This is a genomic window from Hydrogenophaga sp. L76, from assembly GCF_057654755.1.
The window spans coordinates 523,327-537,005 of sequence record NZ_CM172807.1 but is presented as its reverse complement, the minus strand read 5'-3'; the positions used below and the strand labels follow the sequence as shown (position 1 = coordinate 537,005).

12 protein-coding genes and 1 other RNA gene are annotated in these 13,679 nt (G+C 66.0%); 2 read left to right on the top strand and 11 right to left on the bottom strand.

Annotated features, from left to right (window positions below; all coding sequences use genetic code 11):
• Positions 1-97: 97 nt before the first annotated feature.
• Positions 98-1,597, top strand: coding sequence for a transglycosylase SLT domain-containing protein (locus tag AC23D4_RS02495; protein WP_472887377.1), 1,500 nt, complete (start codon positions 98-100; stop codon positions 1,595-1,597).
• Between the two features lie 25 nt (positions 1,598-1,622).
• On the opposite strand, the gene AC23D4_RS02490 is transcribed toward AC23D4_RS02495, so the two are convergent.
• From AC23D4_RS02490 to dnaX, 5 genes are all read right to left on the bottom strand, one after another.
• Positions 1,623-2,690: an ABC transporter substrate-binding protein gene (locus AC23D4_RS02490; RefSeq protein WP_472887291.1), complete on the bottom strand. Its 1,068-nt coding sequence runs from the start codon at positions 2,688-2,690 to the stop codon at positions 1,623-1,625.
• Between the two features lie 133 nt (positions 2,691-2,823).
• Entirely contained in the window at positions 2,824-3,228 is a 405-nt protein-coding gene (locus AC23D4_RS02485) for an MAPEG family protein (protein ID WP_472887292.1), read from the bottom strand.
• Positions 3,229-3,254: 26 nt separating this feature from the next.
• Positions 3,255-3,860, bottom strand: coding sequence for a recombination mediator RecR (gene recR / locus AC23D4_RS02480; protein ID WP_472887293.1), 606 nt, complete (start codon positions 3,858-3,860; stop codon positions 3,255-3,257).
• Positions 3,861-3,879: 19 nt separating this feature from the next.
• On the bottom strand, positions 3,880-4,212 hold the full coding sequence (locus AC23D4_RS02475) for a YbaB/EbfC family nucleoid-associated protein (RefSeq protein ID WP_304836340.1): 333 nt from the start codon (positions 4,210-4,212) through the stop codon (positions 3,880-3,882).
• Between the two features lie 45 nt (positions 4,213-4,257).
• Positions 4,258-6,216 carry a DNA polymerase III subunit gamma/tau gene (gene dnaX, locus AC23D4_RS02470; protein WP_472887294.1) on the bottom strand — a complete coding sequence of 653 codons (1,959 nt, stop codon included), beginning with the start codon at positions 6,214-6,216 and terminating at the stop codon, positions 4,258-4,260.
• A 65-nt stretch (positions 6,217-6,281) separates the two neighbouring features.
• Between dnaX and ffs the strand changes: the two genes are divergently transcribed.
• Positions 6,282-6,378, top strand: an RNA gene (ffs, locus tag AC23D4_RS02465) — signal recognition particle sRNA small type.
• Positions 6,379-6,462: 84 nt separating this feature from the next.
• On the opposite strand, the gene AC23D4_RS02460 is transcribed toward ffs, so the two are convergent.
• The 6 genes from AC23D4_RS02460 to AC23D4_RS02435 all read right to left on the bottom strand — a co-directional run bounded on the left by AC23D4_RS02460 (position 6,463) and on the right by AC23D4_RS02435 (position 13,665).
• Positions 6,463-6,975 carry a bacteriohemerythrin gene (locus tag AC23D4_RS02460; RefSeq protein ID WP_472887295.1) on the bottom strand — a complete coding sequence of 171 codons (513 nt, stop codon included), beginning with the start codon at positions 6,973-6,975 and terminating at the stop codon, positions 6,463-6,465.
• A gap of 247 nt (positions 6,976-7,222) precedes the next feature.
• Positions 7,223-8,215, bottom strand: a complete 993-nt coding sequence (locus tag AC23D4_RS02455) for a Bug family tripartite tricarboxylate transporter substrate binding protein (RefSeq protein WP_472887296.1) — start codon at positions 8,213-8,215, stop codon at positions 7,223-7,225.
• Positions 8,216-8,385: 170 nt separating this feature from the next.
• Complete coding sequence (locus AC23D4_RS02450; protein ID WP_472887297.1) at positions 8,386-10,767, bottom strand: YgiQ family radical SAM protein; 2,382 nt, start codon at positions 10,765-10,767, stop codon at positions 8,386-8,388.
• 73 nt (positions 10,768-10,840) lie between these two features.
• Entirely contained in the window at positions 10,841-11,029 is a 189-nt protein-coding gene (locus AC23D4_RS02445; RefSeq protein WP_472887298.1) for a DUF2783 domain-containing protein, read from the bottom strand.
• A gap of 2 nt (positions 11,030-11,031) precedes the next feature.
• Positions 11,032-12,735 carry an FAD-dependent monooxygenase gene (locus AC23D4_RS02440; RefSeq protein WP_472887299.1) on the bottom strand — a complete coding sequence of 568 codons (1,704 nt, stop codon included), beginning with the start codon at positions 12,733-12,735 and terminating at the stop codon, positions 11,032-11,034.
• A gap of 96 nt (positions 12,736-12,831) precedes the next feature.
• Positions 12,832-13,665, bottom strand: a complete 834-nt coding sequence (locus AC23D4_RS02435; protein ID WP_472887300.1) for a helix-turn-helix transcriptional regulator — start codon at positions 13,663-13,665, stop codon at positions 12,832-12,834.
• Positions 13,666-13,679 lie beyond the last annotated feature (14 nt).

The following is a 13,679-nucleotide window of genomic DNA, read 5'->3' as shown; positions in this document are numbered from 1 at the left end:
GCCTCCGCCCCGTGATCCCCTCTGTAACCATCAGCCAGTGACGCCGTCGCGCGTCCGTCCGGGTGGTCTGTTCTGGGCCTTGGGCCTGACCCTGCTGATGGCCGGTTGTGCCGGTGTGTCAGCGCCGCGCCAGACCACCACCGCCTCCCCGGGTGAGACCCGGTCCACGGCACCCGGCGTGCCCCAGGCAGCCCACCCACCGCTGAGCGCCATCGTCTCCGAACAGGCCAGCTTGCCACCGGTCGTGACGCTTTCTGCGCCGGAAGACATCTGGGAACGCATCCGCCGCGGCTTTGCCATGGCGGATCTGCAGAACGATCTGGTCCGCGACCGCGAGCAGTGGTATGCCAGCCGTCCCGACTACATGCAGCGCATGACCGAGCGGTCGAACCGCTACCTGTTCCACATCGTCGAAGAAGTCGAACGCCGCAACCTGCCGATGGAGCTGGCACTGCTGCCCTTCATCGAGAGCGCGTTCAACCCACAGGCCGTGTCCAGCGCTCGCGCGGCCGGCATGTGGCAGTTCATGCCCGCCACCGGTCAGTCGTTCGACCTGAAGCAAAACGCATTCCGCGATGACCGCCGAGACGTACTGGCCTCTACCCGCGCCGCACTCGACTACCTGGAGCAATTGCACCGCCGCTTTGGCGACTGGCACCTCGCGCTGGCCGCCTACAACTGGGGCCAGGGCAACGTCAACCGCGCCATCACGCGCAACCAGCGCGAAGGCCGGCCCACCGGCTACACCGACATCGACATGCCGCTGGAAACACGCATGTACGTGCCCAAGCTGCAAGCCGTCAAGAACATCCTGGCCCGGCCCGAGGCCTTCAATGCGCAGTTGCCACGGATCGGCAACCACCCCTTCTTCGACACCCTGACCCTGTCGCGCGACATCGATGTGGCGCTCATCGCCAGCCTGGCGGATGTGAGCGAGAAGGATTTCCGGGCCCTGAACCCCTCGATCACGCAACCCATCGTGATGGCCGCCGGCACGCCTTACATCCTGCTGCCCTGGGACAACGCCAACATCTTCGAACGCCGGTTGGCCGACCACAAGGGCCCGCTCGCGAGCTGGACGGCCTGGGTCGTGCCCAGCACCATGACGGCCGCACAAGCCGCCAGCCGCGTGGGCATGAGCGAGTCCGAGCTGCGCGCCGTCAACAACATCCCGCCGCGCATGCAGGTGCGCGCCGGTTCGAGTTTGCTGGTGGCGCGCAGCGACCAGCACAACCGCGACGTGAGCGAATTCGTCGCCGACAACGCCAGCCTCAGCCTGCAACCGGAAATTATCGTGCGCCGTGGCACCGTGATCGTCCGCAGGGGAGACACCCTCGGCAGCCTGGCGGCCCGCCATGGCGTGAGTGCGTCGAACCTTGCGAGCTGGAACAGGCTGCGGGTCAGTTCCAAACTCAGGGTCGGCCAGCGCCTGTCACTGGTCCAGACCCAGCGCTCCAGCGCGGTCGCAGCGAAAAGCGGCAAGAAAATCACCAGGAAAAGCACGAAGGCCAAGGGTCAGAGCGTCAAACGCAGCACCCAAAAAGCCGCCATCAAACCCACGCGCACGGCGAGCAAGAAGAAAGCGCGCAAGAACTGAGAATGTTGTCCGCCTTGCCGCGGGTTCAGGCGCGAAACCGTGCTTTCGCCTTCTGCGCAAATTCGTTGGTGAAGGTGCGGCCCAGGTTCACCCGCTGCAACAGCTGCGCATCGTCAAAATGCGCGAGCATGCGAACCGTGGTCTGGGGTCCGGTTTCGGGCATCAGACCATCGGGTGTCCACGACTCACGGGCCCGACTGAAAGCCGCCAGGTACAGCGCCCGGTCTCCGAGAAAATAGGCTTCGGGCACGATCTTGATCAGGTCGGACGGCCCCGCGGTCTGCAGCCACTTCAGGGCATGCACCATCGCATCGGTGATGGCCTGACAATGCCTCGGGTTGTTCGCCACAAAGTCGGCCGAGGCGCTCAGGCAACCCGCGGGCAGCGGACCACCAAACACATCGGCATTGCCCCGCATGGTGCGCGTGTCGGCCACCACCTTGAGTTCCCCCGCCTGCTCCAGCAGGGTGATCAATGGATCTGTGTAGCAAATGGCATCCACCTGCCCCGAGCGAAAAGCCGCCACCGCGGCCGGTGCACTGGGGAACGCCTGGTACCCGACGTCTTGCGGACCCAGCCCCGCCCTGGTCAACAGCAAGCGCGCAATGCGGTGGCTGGCCGAACCCAGAGCCGTCACCGCGACACGGCGACCGCGCAAGTCGCGCAACTGACGGTAGTGCCCCATGGTCTGCTGCGAAACGCCGAGCACGATTTGCGGCGTGCGCCCCTGCAACACGATGGACCGTATCGACTGCCCCCGCATCTGCAGACTGATGGTGTTGCTGTAGGGCCCCGACACCAGGTGTGTGGCGCCGCTGAGCATGGCCAGCAGGGCTTGACCCGGCTCCGTGAATTCGCGCAGCTGGACGTCCAGTCCCTCGGCAGCGAAATAGCCCAGCCGATCGGCGATCGTGAGCGGCAGGTAGCAGAACGAAGAGCGGTTCTCCACCGCCATCACCACGCGGCCCAGCGTGTTGCGTGGAACGGCGGGCGCGGCGCTGGTGGGCGGGCGCGACTGCGCAAACACCACAGGCAGGCCTGCCGTCAGCAACGCCGACGCACACACACGACCCCACCCACGGCGACTCCACATGACACATCCTCACTGACGACCTGTTTTCAGTTTCTCAGCGTACGCGCCCAATGAAAAACCCGCATCAGGACGAATCCCGAGCGGGTTTCCACCGAGAGGAAAAGCAAGCAAAAGTAACGGCTGACCGCCTGTGTCAGACAAACAGGATCGCGATGTTGACCACCAGAGCCAGGGCCCATGCGATGCTGCGCGCCGTGGCCAGATCGGCCACATACAACAGGATGTAGACCAGTCGCAGCACGATGTAGAAGAAGGCCAGCAGATCCAGCCGGGTCTGGTAGGTGCCGAGCTGGTGGGCAATGATCACCGCACCCATGAAAAACGGCAGCGCCTCGAAGCTGTTGGCCTGAGCCGCATTGGCGCGCGCACGCCAGTCGACCTGTTTTGCCAGCCAGGCACGCGGATTGTGGTTGTCATAGCCACCTTCGCGTCGCGGCTTGGCGAACGTGCCCCACTTGGCCAGACCCGCACACACAATGGGCAGCAGCGCCGCCACGATCACGGCCCAGTAGGCCACGGTGAGTCCCACGAATTTCATGCAAAGCTTTCGTTGAATGCGGCCGGTCAGCGCCGGTCCACCAGGGCGTGGGCGATCGTGCCCAGATCCACGTATTCCAGCTCGCTGCCGACCGGCACACCGCGCGCCAGCCGGGTGACGTTCACGCCACGTGCTTTCAGCGCCTGGGCGATCACATGCGCTGTGGTTTCACCCTCGGCCGTGAAGTTGGTCGCCAGGATCACTTCGCGCACCTCGCGCGCGCCGTCCACCAGCGTGTCGATGCGGTCGAAGAGTTTTTGCAGACCGATGTCGCGCGGACCCACGCCATCGAGCGGGCTGAGCTTGCCCATGAGCACGAAGTACAGGCCCTTGTAGGCCCCTGTGCGTTCCAGCGCCGACTGGTCGGCAGGGTTCTCCACCACACACAACTGGCTGCGATCACGCCGCCCATCGCGGCAGGTCGGGCAGATCTCGTCTTCGGTGAAGGTATGGCACAGCGCACAGTGCCGCACTGAGGCACAGGCGTGCTGCAGCGCCTGGGCCAGCTGCTGAGCGCCCTCGCGGTCGTGCTGCAGCAGGTGAAACGCCATGCGCTGGGCCGACTTGACCCCCACCCCCGGCAGGTGCCGCAGCGCCTGCACCAGCAGTTCAAGGGAGTGGGTTTCGGCCACGCGATGAGACTGTCAAGTGTCAGAAGGGGAGTTTCATCCCGCCAGGCAAGCCCGGCATGCCGGCCGTGAGCTTGCCCATCTTCTCGTTGCTGGTCTCTTCGGCCTTGCGCACCGCAGCGTTGAAAGCGGCTGCCACCAGGTCTTCGAGCATGTCCTTGTCATCGGCCAGCAGGCTGGGGTCGATGGTGACGCGCTTGACGTCGTGCTTGCAGGTCATGAGCACCTTGACCAGACCGGCACCGGACTCGCCTGTGACTTCGATGAAAGCGAGCTCGTCCTGGGCCTTTTTCAGGTTGTCCTGCATGGCCTGGGCCTGCTTCATGAGGCCGGCGAGTTGTCCTTTGTTGAACATGGTCTTCCTTGTGTTTTCAATGAATGGTGAATGAAATGAATCGTCTCAATCCGTGATGGCTTTGAGCGTACCGGGCACGATTTTGCCGCCAAAGTCGCGCATCATGTTTTGCACGAACGGGTCGTCCCTGATGATCTGTTCGGCTTCGCGCTGCCGGCGCGCGGCTTCGGCGGCCAGCCGCAGCGAGGCGGAGTCCTGCACCGGGCCGATCTCCAGCGCCAATTGGATGTGATGGCCGAGGGTTTGCAACGCCGTCGTCAGACGTTCCCGCGTGTTGCCCTGGTTCAGCGATTCGCGCTCCACGCGCAACAGCCACCGCCCCTGGTCGCGCGCCATCAGCTGAGACTGCAGGCCCAGCTCGCGCACCAGCGCCGTGATGGTCTCGGCGCGCACCAGCTGCATCACGGCGTCGAACCAGAAATCGCCTTCGGCGCTGACCACGGGCTCCACCACCGGCACCATTTCACCCGGCTCCTTCAACTGGTCAAGCCGCTGCGACGGCCCGGGGTCGCGCACTGGAACGGCCACCACCCGACGCGAGGTCTGTACGCCCTCTTCGACGGGCGGTTCTTCAGGTTCGTCCACCCAGGGCGGGTCGTCGTCTTCGAGAGCAGGCCCGTCAGCGGCCCCCTGTGGCGTTGAAACCGGCGCCATCACCGGCACTGGTCTTTGCGTCGTGGCGGGCGCCACCGATGGCAACGGCACAGGCCTCGCCTCCGCTGCCGCAGGCGCCGGCACAACGGGTCGATGGATGACTGCAACGGCCGGCGCAACCACCGCTGGCGCAGACACTGAAACAGATGGCGGCGCCACGGCGGGCGGCCGAACCGGGGGCGAAGGCGGCTCAGCCCCGGATTTCAGTGTTTTTTTTTCCGCCGCGGCGCCGGTCGCCGTCTGCGAAGGTTTGAACGCCAGCAGCCGCAGCAGCACCATGGTGAGCGCGGCGTATTCGTCGGGCGCCAGGCCCAGCTCGGCACGGCCGTGCAGGCACAGGCTGTAGAGCAACTGGGTTTCGTCGGCCGGCAGCGCGTGCGCCAGGCGCACGATCTCGGGCGTGTCGGGGTCGTCCGATTCCTGCAAGGCCAGCCGTTCGGGCACCGCCTGCAGCACTGCCATGCGCTGCAGCAGGCCGGTCATTTCTTCGAGTGTTGAAGCGGCGTTCAGGCCATTCAGGCGCAGGCTGTCGATGGTGTCGACCACGGTCGCGCCATCACCGCGCGCCAGCCCGTCGATCAGACGCAACACATAGGAACGGTCCACCGCACCCAGCATCTGGCGCACGGTGGATTCCTTCAGCTGACCACCACCGAAGGCAATGGCCTGGTCGGTCAGCGAGAGCGCGTCGCGCATCGAACCCCGCGCGGCGCGCGAGATCAGGCGCAGCGCCTGCGTCTCGGCCGGCACGTTTTCGGCCTTCAGCACCTGTTCCAGATGCTGCAGCACGGTCTCGGGCGCCATCGGCCGCAGGTTGAACTGCAGGCAGCGCGAGAGCACGGTGACCGGCACCTTCTGCGGGTCGGTCGTGGCCAGCACGAACTTCAGATACTCGGGCGGTTCTTCGAGCGTCTTGAGCATCGCGTTGAACGCATGCCCGGTGAGCATGTGCACCTCGTCGATCATGAAGACCTTGAAACGCCCCTGCACCGGCTTGTAGACCGCCTGCTCCAGCAGCGCCTGCACCTCGTCCACGCCGCGGTTCGACGCCGCGTCCAGCTCGGTGTAGTCGACAAAGCGGCCCGAGTCGATGTCGGTGCATGCCTGGCAGACCCCGCAGGGCTCGGCGGTGATGCCGCCCTGCCCGTCGGCCCCCAGGCAGTTGAGCGACTTGGCCAGGATGCGCGAGACCGTGGTCTTGCCCACGCCGCGCGTGCCGGTGAACAGGTAGGCGTGGTGCAGGCGCTGTGTGGTCAGCGCGTTTGACAGGGCCTGAACCACGTGCTCCTGCCCCACCATTTCTGTGAAATTGCGCGGGCGGTACTTGCGGGCCAGAACGACGTAGGACATGGCAGCGATTCTAAGCGGCGCCCTTGGTCGGCAAAGGGTGGCCATCATCGCCTACAATCGATCCTGACGGGCCTTCCCGCATGGTGAAGCGGCCAACCGGGTCAGGTGGGGAACCAAGCAGCCCTAACTGTGGAGCCAGTGCCGGGGTCAAGGTCCGTCACCTTATTCAGCGCATCACGCGCAGCAACGCAAAAGGCCGCATCAGCGGCCTTTTTTTCTTGCACAAACGGGTCTGAAATTGCCGGGCTATTCGCTGCCGCCGAACAGGCGTGCGAAGAAGCCGCGCTTCTTCTTCAGATGCAGTTCACGGATCAGCTCTTCCTTGATCTGATCCTTGACGCTGCCCTCGGACTGACCCCGGTTCTTCATGTAGACCTTGACCGCGTCGGCATAGCTCTTGTCGTCGTTGCGGATGTGGTTGAACAGCCAGCGAGAGAGCATGGCGTGCAACTCGTCAGCCACATCCTCTCCGGCTTCGAAGCGCAGGCGGTAATCGCCCACCTTGCGGGTGAAGAGTTCATGCACTTTCTTGTGCGGGCCGCTGTACATGTAGCCGGCATCAACCATCAGTGCCTCTTCAAACGCGAAATGCGACAGCGTGTAATCCACCGCTTCGTCGATCACGGCACCGACCCCGGCGCGGTCATGGCTGGTGCGGGCATCGTAAAGCTGGTTGATGTATTCCACGATGCGCTTGTGCTGCCCATCAATCTCGCGAATGCCAGTTTCCAGGTCAGGGGTCCAGTTCAGGTATGCCACGGGCTGCTTTCTCTCATTTGGGGACAGGGATTACCCTGTGGATGAAACAAATTGTGAAGCAAATACCAGCAATACGCCGCATCATCTGCAGGTTTCATGACTTATCTCAAGCGTGCCAGCCGCGCATCACCGTCTGAGGCGCCGCCAACGTGCCATAGCAACAACGCCACAAAGCCTTCCTCCACAGCCAGAAGGCCCTTTCAACGTGCGCGCTAACCCGATGCCTGCCTGCGTTCAGGCGCAGGCGTCAAAACGCATCGATCTTCAGCCCCTGCCGCTGCACCACCTGCTTCCAGCCCTCAAAGTCGCGCTGCAGGAACTGCGTCAGCTGGGCGGGCGTGCCGGTCGCGGGCGCCAGCGCATCCTTGTCCAGCCGTTCCCTCACATCAGGCAGTTCCATCACTTTCTCCAGCGCGGCATTGAGTGACCTGATCACAGCCTCCGGTGTTCCTTTCGGTGCCACGAGTGCGAAGTAGTTGAGCACATTGAAATCGGCCATGCCGGCCTCCTGCATGCCGGGCACCTGCGGCAGCGCGGGGCTGCGGTCGGGGCTGGTGACGGCCAGGGCCTTGAGTCGGCCGTCACGGATGTAGGGTGCCAGCGCGGGAATGGTGCCGGTGAGCAGTTGCACCTGGCCGGAAAGCGCATCCAACGTGGCCGGTGCGATACCGCGGTACGGGATGTGGGTGATGAAGGTGCCGGTGCGCGCCTTGAGCGATTCGAGCACCAGGTGGTTGATGCCGCCCACGCCGGCCGAGCCGTAGTTGAGCCGCCCCGGCTGGCTGCGCGCGAGGGCCACGAGTTCGGGCAAGGTGTTGGCAGGCAGGTCCTTGTTGGCCGCCCAGACCAGCGGGCCGTGCGCGATCATGCCGACGGGGGTGAAGCTGGTGATCGGGCCGTAACCGGCGGTGGGCAATGCGGCGGGCACGGTGGTGAAGGGTGCGGCCGCGAGCAGCAGGGTGTGGCCGTCGGGTGCGGCCCTGGCCACCTCTTGCGCACCCAGCGCACCCGAGGCACCTGTCCGGTTGTCCACGACCACGCTGACCTTGAGCAGCTCGGCCAGCTTGCCCGCCACCAGACGACCCATGGCGTCGGTGCCGGCGCCGGGCGCAAAGGGCACGATGATCTTGATGCCGCGTTCGGGGAAGCTGCTGGCCCAGGTGGCACCAGCGCTCAGGCCAGCGAGGCCCGCGCCCAGCTGCAGGCAAAAGTGACGACGATCCGGGGAGGGGAAGGTCATGTGAATCTCCAGACAGTACAGAACAATCGGGCCACTGTATGCCGGTGACATGACGAAGCGGTGACCACCCTGCAACAACCGCGCGACAGCACAGCGCTGGGCCTGAACAACGCAGCGCCATCGCGGCCACGCCCGCGGCAGACCTTAACGGGAACGCGCCAAAGGCGCTGTCAGCGCCCGCCGCGGGGTTTCATCGCCTTGGCGCCCACGCCGGCCCGCGGCGGCAGTCCGGTGTGCTGGGTCAAGATCGCACCGCGCTGGGGCTGCGCCGATTTCATCCCCGGTTTCACCACCGCGGCCATCTTCTCGCTGGCCTTGCCCACGGCGGTGCTGTTCTTGCGGCGCGCGCTCTGGTAGCTGCCGTCCGTCATGGGCTGGAAGGTCGGGATCAGGTGGTGTTTGCCGTTGCCGATCAGGTCGGCGCGGCCCATGGTTTTCAGCGCTTCGCGCAGCAGCGGCCAGTTGTTGGGGTCGTGGTAGCGCAGGAAGGCCTTGTGCAGGCGGCGGCGTTTGTCGCCGCGCACGATGTCCACCTTCTCGGCCCGGTCGTCCCGGTGCACGCCCTTGAGCGGGTTCAGGCTGGTGTGGTACATCGCCGTGGCCGTGGCCATGGGGCTGGGGTAGAAGGTCTGCACCTGGTCGGCGCGGAAACCGTTCTTCTTCAGCCAGATCGCGAGGTTCATCATGTCCTCGTCGCTGGTGCCGGGGTGGGCCGCGATGAAATACGGGATGAGGAACTGCTTCTTGCCCGCCTCTTCGCTGTACTTCTCGAACATCGTCTTGAAGCGGTCGTAGCTGCCGATGCCGGGCTTCATCATCTTGGAGAGCGGCCCGCCTTCGGTGTGCTCGGGAGCGATCTTCAGGTAGCCGCCCACATGGTGCTGCACCAGTTCTTTCACGTATTCCGGGCTCTTCACGGCCAGGTCGTAGCGCAGGCCGGAGCCGATCAGGATTTTCTTGATGCCCTTGAGGGCCCGCGCGCGGCGGTAGATCCTGATCAGCGGGTCGTGGTTGGTGGTGAGGTTCTGGCAGATGCCGGGGTAGACGCAGCTGGGCTTGCGGCAGGCGGCCTCAATCTGCGGGCTCTTGCAGCCCAATCGGTACATGTTGGCCGTGGGGCCGCCGAGGTCGGAGATGACGCCGGTGAAGCCGTCGACCTTGTCGCGGATGTCTTCGACCTCCTTGATGATCGAGTCTTCCGAACGGCTCTGGATGATGCGGCCTTCGTGCTCGGTGATGGAGCAGAAGGTGCAGCCACCGAAGCAGCCGCGCATGATGTTGATCGAGAAGCGGATCATTTCCCAGGCAGGGATCTTGGTCGCGCCGTCGTGTTTGCCGTGTTCGTCGGCGTAGGCCGGGTGCGGGCTGCGGGCGTAGGGCAGGTCGAATGCGTAATCCATTTCCGCCGTGGTCAGCGGGATGGGTGGCGGGTTGATCCACACGTCGCGCGCCGTGGCGCCCTCGCCGTGCGCCTGCACCAGCGCACGGGCGTTGCCGGGGTTGGTTTCCAGGTGCAGCACGCGGTTGGCGTGGGCGTAGAGCACGGCGTCGCTTTTCACCTGCTCGTAGCTGGGCAGGCGGATCACACTGCGGTCGCGCGACAACTTGGCCACGCCGCCGGCGCCTTGGGGGCGGTGGATGGTGATGGGTTTGTAGGCTGAAGAACCCTCACCCCGGCCCTCTCCCGCAGGCGTGAGAGGGGGTTGGGAGCCATCTTCCTTGGAGCAGCTCTGACCCTGAGCCTGCGCCTGTTCGCTGGTGGTCTGATAAGGATTGATGTGGTCTTCGACGTGGCCGGGCTGGTCCACCTCGCTGGAATCGATCTCGATCCAGCCCTCCGCCGTGGGGTCGTGCGGGCGGCGGATGAAGGCGGTACCGCGCACGTCGGTGATGTGTTCAACCGGTTCGCGTGCGGCGATGCGGTGCGCCACCTCCACCAGCGCGTGCTCGGCGTTGCCGTAGAGCAGCAGGTCGCATTTGCTGTCCACCACGATGCTGCGGCGCACCTTGTCGCTCCAGTAGTCGTAGTGGGCGATGCGGCGCAGGCTGCCTTCGATGCCGCCGAGCACGATGGGTACGTCCTTGAAGGCCTCGCGGCAGCGCTGGCTGTAGACGATGGCGGCGCGGTCGGGCCGCTTGCCACCCACATCACCAGGTGTGTAGGCGTCGTCGCTGCGGATTTTTCGATCAGCCGTGTAGCGGTTGATCATGGAATCCATATTCCCCGCGGTCACGCCCCAGAACAGGTTGGGCTTGCCCAGCGCCTTGAAAGGCTCGGCGCTCTGCCAGTCGGGCTGGGCGATGATGCCGACGCGAAAGCCCTGCGCCTCCAGCACACGGCCGATCACCGCCATGCCGAAGCTGGGGTGGTCGATGTAGGCGTCGCCGGTCACCAACACGATGTCGCACGAGTCCCAGCCCAGCTGCTCCATCTCGGCGCGGCTCATGGGCAGGAACGGCGCCACGCCGAACCGCTTGGCCCAGTAGGGGCGGTAGCTGGTCAGCGGCTTGGCGGCGCGCGCGAAAAAGGAGACGTCGACGGGGGCGTTCATGGGGGGCAATCGGGGGATAACCCGCAAGTGTACGGTTTACCCCCTGCCCCGCCACTTCATAGGGCTGCTTGGGTCAAAGGTCTTTCAGTGCCGCGTTGATGTGCGCCTGGAACAGCGCCGGATCGGCCAGCGCGTTGGCGTTCAGCAGCGCGAGCTTGACGAGGAACAGCTCCGTCTTCTCCGGTCCTGCCCCGTCAATGGCGGTGGCCAGTGCGTCGTAGACCTGCTCCAGGCCGGGGATGGTCAAGGTGTTCTGGCTCATGTTCAGGCTTCCATTTTCAGACCAGCGGCGTTGAGCAGGGCGGCGCGCAGGCGCGTTGCATCCAGGCTCATCCAGCGGGCGCACACGTGTTGGTCGGGTCGCAGCAGGTAGGCCGCGCCGCTGGCGGGCACGCCGTAGCGCTCGCGCAGGAGGCCGTCGGTATCGGCCAGGGTTTCATCGGCGCCAGCGACCGGCCGGGCGCTGCCCACGGCGATCATGCGCAGCGGCAGGCCCCGCGCCCGCAACCCGTTCACCTCCGCTAGCAGCGCTTCGGGCACGGCGGCACCTTCGGTGAAGTACAGCAACGAAAAGCGGTGGTCCAGGTGGTCCAGCAGGTGGTCGTCGGCACCGAGGCGCACGTTCTGTGGTGGCGCACCGTGACCCGGCCCGGCTTTGAACAGCGCGTTGTCGTCGCCCGCGCTGTTGGCCGGCGAATGGCGGTACTCGTGCGGCCGCGAGGTGCGCCAGTGGTAAAGCGGCCCCACGAAGGGCTCGCTGAGCGAGAGCGAGAGCACCGCGTCGCGCAGCAGGCGGAAGCCGCGCGTGGGCGGGGTCATGAAGCGCGTGCTCTTGCCCGCCTCGTCGATGATCTCGCGCGCCGCGCCCACGCGTTCGCTGCTGTAGCCGGCCAGCAGCGGCGCGGCGGCCAGGCCCTGGACCACGAACGCCAGCCGCCAGGCCAGCGCCTGCGCATCCTGGAACCCCGTGTTGGCGCCGCGCACACCGAAGATCGGCAGCAGGTGCGCCGCGTCGCCGGTGAACAGCACGCGGCCGTGCACGTAATCCGGCAGCGTGAGCGCGCGCGCCGAATACACCGAGCACCAGTCCATCTCCCAGGGCACGCCGGCGTGGCCGATCATGGCCAGCTGCGCGTCGATGCGGGCCTTGAGCGACTCGGGTTTCAAGGCGGCTTCGGGGTCCTCGCCGGGTGGCAGCTGGTAGTCCACGCGCCAGATGCCGTGCGGCTCGCGGTGCATGAGGATGGTGTTGCCGGGGTTCCATTCGGGGTCGAAAAACGCGAGGCGTTCGGTGGGTAGCGGCAGGTCAATGCGGATGTCGGCGATGACAAAGCGGCCTTCGTAGGAGGCACCTTCAAGCTTGAGGTCCAGCATCGTCCGGATACCGGAACGCGCGCCGTCGGCGGCCACCAGCCAGTCGGCCTGCAGGGTGTACGGACCCTCGGGCGTGTCCACTTCCAGCGTGGCGCCCTGCCCGTCCTGCGTCACGGCGTTCACGCGGTTGCCCCAGCGCAGCTCGATCAGCGGGTTGGCCCGCACGGCATCGATCAGGTATTCCTCCAGGTACTGCTGCTGCAGGTTGATCATGGGGAAGAAGCGGTCGTCCGGATCGTGCGGCGCTTCCATGCGGAACACGCGCTGGCCGCGGTAGACCGAGTTGCCGAATCGCCAGGGCAGACCGTTCTGAGTTACCCGGTCCGCCACGCCCACCTGCTGCAGGATCTCCATGGAGCGGCGGGTGAACACGATGGCGCGGCTGCCTTCGGACACCTGGCGCTCGGATTCGAGCAGCACACACTTCACGCCGTGGCGCGCCAGCTCCAGCGCGGCCACCAGTCCGATGGGGCCGGCCCCGGCGATCACCACGGCGTGGTGCTGTGGCTGCGGGTGCTGTGATGGCAACCAGGCGTCGAACACCTGGTAGTCGTAGTAGATGGAGCGCCGGGGTTCGGCGTGCGGCTGGTGCATGGCTTGTCTCCTGTTGGTGGGCGCAGTGTAGGCAATGCCCATGATGCAGATGTCCCCATATGGGAACAAACCAAACCCACCTCGGGAAGACCCGGATCAGGCGCCGCCGTCGAGCAGCAAGGCCAGCAGTTCGCGCTGCCCGGCCACGCCGAGCTTGCGGTAGAGGCGCTTCTGGTAGGTCTGTGCGCTGGCCAGCGTCAGGCCCAGGCGTTCGGCCAGGGCCTCGGTGCCCAGACCTTCGATGAGCGCGCGCAGCACGTCGTGGTCGCGCTGGGTCAGCGCCGGAAAGCGCCGTGCCAGCCGCGCCAGCACCAGGTCGGGCAGCTCCTGGCTCAGGGCCTGGCCGGTGTGGTGCAGGCGCACGGCGTGGACGATCAGGGGCGCAAAGGCCTCCACCACGGCGATGGCCACATCGTCGAACGGCCCGTGCTCGGTGCCGCGGTAGAGGTTCACCGAGAGCCAGCGTCGGCCCTCGTAGAGCGCCATCACGGCCAGCCGCTCGGCCACCTGCGGCAGTTCGTAGCAGATGCGCCGGTATTCGGGGTGCGCGATGTCTTCTCTGCGCTGGCGGTGCAGCACGATGCGGGGCTCGGCCATGCCAGCCTTCTGCGCCGCCACGAACTCCTGGCGCATCACCGCCACGCTGCCATCGAGCCGGTAGAAGCGCGAGACGTAGGCTTCGGAAATGTCGGGCAGCGCCTGCGTGCGCGAGCGGTCGCCCACGGCCACGGTGCGCGGCCGCCGCTGGCCTTCGAAGGCAAAGATGGTGCACTGCGCCAGCGCCACCTGCGCACCCACCAGGCGCAACAGGTCCTCTGCGACAGCGTGCCGGTCCGCCAGGCCCAGGCGCGTCAGCAGCGCCACCACCTGCGACAGGGGCACGGCGATGGATGAGGCAGGACGGGTGCCCAGCACCCAGTGATCGGACATGGTGGGGCACTGTA

Bases quoted from the DNA above. Each gene is read 5' to 3' on its own strand.
- AC23D4_RS02495 (WP_472887377.1), top strand. From the start codon at position 98: ATGGCCGGTTGTGCCGGTGTGTCAGCGCCGCGCCAGACCACCACCGCC.
- AC23D4_RS02490 (WP_472887291.1), bottom strand. From the start codon at position 2,690: ATGTGGAGTCGCCGTGGGTGGGGTCGTGTGTGTGCGTCGGCGTTGCTG.
- AC23D4_RS02485 (WP_472887292.1), bottom strand. From the start codon at position 3,228: ATGAAATTCGTGGGACTCACCGTGGCCTACTGGGCCGTGATCGTGGCG.
- AC23D4_RS02475 (WP_304836340.1), bottom strand. From the start codon at position 4,212: ATGTTCAACAAAGGACAACTCGCCGGCCTCATGAAGCAGGCCCAGGCC.
- dnaX (WP_472887294.1), bottom strand. From the start codon at position 6,216: ATGTCCTACGTCGTTCTGGCCCGCAAGTACCGCCCGCGCAATTTCACA.
- AC23D4_RS02455 (WP_472887296.1), bottom strand. From the start codon at position 8,215: ATGACCTTCCCCTCCCCGGATCGTCGTCACTTTTGCCTGCAGCTGGGC.
- AC23D4_RS02450 (WP_472887297.1), bottom strand. From the start codon at position 10,767: ATGAACGCCCCCGTCGACGTCTCCTTTTTCGCGCGCGCCGCCAAGCCG.
- AC23D4_RS02445 (WP_472887298.1), bottom strand. From the start codon at position 11,029: ATGAGCCAGAACACCTTGACCATCCCCGGCCTGGAGCAGGTCTACGAC.
- AC23D4_RS02440 (WP_472887299.1), bottom strand. From the start codon at position 12,735: ATGCACCAGCCGCACGCCGAACCCCGGCGCTCCATCTACTACGACTAC.
- AC23D4_RS02435 (WP_472887300.1), bottom strand. From the start codon at position 13,665: ATGTCCGATCACTGGGTGCTGGGCACCCGTCCTGCCTCATCCATCGCC.